Raw genomic sequence first — 2,500 nt, 5'->3', positions numbered from 1 at the left:
ACCTAAGCCGAGGCCGACAGGCGTAGGCGATGGACAACAGGTTGATATTCCTGTACCACCTCTTTATCGTTTGAGCAATGGAGGGACGCAGAAGGATAGAAGAAGCGTGCGATTGGTTGTGCACGTCCAAGCAGTTAGGCTGATAAGTAGGCAAATCCGCTTATCGTGAAGGCTGAGCTGTGATGGGGAAGCTCCTTATGGAGCGAAGTCTTTGATTCCCCGCTGCCAAGAAAAGCTTCTAGCGAGATAAAAGGTGCCTGTACCGCAAACCGACACAGGTAGGCGAGGAGAGAATCCTAAGGTGTGCGAGAGAACTCTGGTTAAGGAACTCGGCAAAATGACCCCGTAACTTCGGGAGAAGGGGTGCTTTCTTAACGGAAAGCCGCAGTGAATAGGCCCAAGCGACTGTTTAGCAAAAACACAGGTCTCTGCGAAGCCGTAAGGCGAAGTATAGGGGCTGACACCTGCCCGGTGCTGGAAGGTTAAGGAGAGGGGTTAGCGTAAGCGAAGCTCTGAACTGAAGCCCCAGTAAACGGCGGCCGTAACTATAACGGTCCTAAGGTAGCGAAATTCCTTGTCGGGTAAGTTCCGACCCGCACGAAAGGTGTAACGATTTGGGCACTGTCTCAACCAGAGACTCGGTGAAATTATAGTACCTGTGAAGATGCAGGTTACCCGCGACAGGACGGAAAGACCCCGTGGAGCTTTACTGTAGCCTGATATTGAATTTTGGTACAGTTTGTACAGGATAGGCGGGAGCCATTGAAACCGGAGCGCTAGCTTCGGTGGAGGCGCTGGTGGGATACCGCCCTGACTGTATTGAAATTCTAACCTACGGGTCTTATCGACCCGGGAGACAGTGTCAGGTGGGCAGTTTGACTGGGGCGGTCGCCTCCTAAAGTGTAACGGAGGCGCCCAAAGGTTCCCTCAGAATGGTTGGAAATCATTCGTAGAGTGCAAAGGCATAAGGGAGCTTGACTGCGAGACCTACAAGTCGAGCAGGGACGAAAGTCGGGCTTAGTGATCCGGTGGTTCCGCATGGAAGGGCCATCGCTCAACGGATAAAAGCTACCCCGGGGATAACAGGCTTATCTCCCCCAAGAGTCCACATCGACGGGGAGGTTTGGCACCTCGATGTCGGCTCATCGCATCCTGGGGCTGTAGTCGGTCCCAAGGGTTGGGCTGTTCGCCCATTAAAGCGGTACGCGAGCTGGGTTCAGAACGTCGTGAGACAGTTCGGTCCCTATCCGTCGTGGGCGTAGGAAATTTGAGAGGAGCTGTCCTTAGTACGAGAGGACCGGGATGGACGCACCGCTGGTGTACCAGTTGTTCTGCCAAGGGCATAGCTGGGTAGCTATGTGCGGAAGGGATAAGTGCTGAAAGCATCTAAGCATGAAGCCCCCCTCAAGATGAGATTTCCCATAGCGTAAGCTAGTAAGATCCCTGAAAGATGATCAGGTTGATAGGTTCGAGGTGGAAGCATGGTGACATGTGGAGCTGACGAATACTAATAGATCGAGGACTTAACCATATAATATGTAGCAAATGTTATCTAGTTTTGAAGGAATATGCCTTCATAGTTTGGTGATGATGGCAGAGAGGTCACACCCGTTCCCATACCGAACACGGAAGTTAAGCTCTCTAGCGCCGATGGTAGTTGGGACCTTGTCCCTGTGAGAGTAGGACGTCGCCAAGCAAAAACCTAAGTCGATTCGACTTAGGTTTTTTTGTGTTTATTTTTATTTACCAAATGTCATAATCCATACATTTAATAACGCTAAAGAAGAAAAGAGAATGAAATAGAGACTGCTTTTTTTAAAATTGGATGATCAGGTGATAAAAAGGTTATAAAGTAATACGTTTAAATATTAGTTTAAGGTAAGAATTACCTTTTTATATTAATTGAGTTGTAGAATAACTAAGAATATTTTAGATTTTATATGAAAAGGTTATGTGAAAAAGAGCTATCTAGCTTTTTTTACATAACCTTTTGTGTTTTTAAAGGATTTTACATAAGAAAAACTCTATAATTAAGGTAGTTAACATATATTTTTTGATGGGTGTGGGGGATTGTGAAGGAAATATGCATGTTATTAGTGGCTGTTATACTATGGGGAACGGCAATTGCGCCAACGAAATGGGCGTTAGAATCTATTCAACCATTTACTTTATTATTTATTCGTCTTTTCTTTGCGGGGGGAATTTGTACGCTTTTCTCATTTAACGAACTACAAAAAGCAATTGTACATAAACATATTCCATGGAAAAGAATGAGTTTGCTATCTTTTACTGGTGTAGCCGGGTACTTTATGTTCACATCCTACGGCATTTCTTTAACAAGTGGATTACATGTTAGTATCATAGATGCTGCATTGCCGTTAGTTACCATTCTTTTTTCAGCGTTCTTTTTGAAAGAGGAAATTCAACTTAATTATTGGATCGGTATTATATTGGGGGCTATCGGAGTACTTCTTATTACAATTCCATCTAGTAATGTCGA

General features: G+C 45.5%; 1 protein-coding gene and 2 rRNA genes (2 of these 3 cut by a window edge). All 3 read left to right on the top strand.

Features of this window, described 5'->3' with window-relative positions:
• A 23S ribosomal RNA gene (locus QCI44_RS26655) occupies nt 1–1,531 on the top strand (it extends 1,391 nt beyond the left edge of the window).
• 49 nt (nt 1,532–1,580) lie between these two features.
• Nucleotides 1,581–1,696 (top strand): 5S ribosomal RNA (gene rrf, locus QCI44_RS26650).
• Between the two features lie 391 nt (nt 1,697–2,087).
• On the top strand, nt 2,088–2,500 hold the 5' portion of the coding sequence (locus QCI44_RS26645; protein WP_000927819.1) for a DMT family transporter. Its footprint extends 502 nt past the window's final position; the window shows 413 of its 915 coding nt (coding positions 1–413); the start codon lies at nt 2,088–2,090; its stop codon lies off the right edge, out of view.

It is taken from the genome of Bacillus cereus group sp. RP37, assembly GCF_040459695.1.
Classification (GTDB): Bacteria; Bacillota; Bacilli; order Bacillales; family Bacillaceae_G; genus Bacillus_A.
This window is presented reverse-complemented; position numbering and strand designations above follow the sequence as displayed.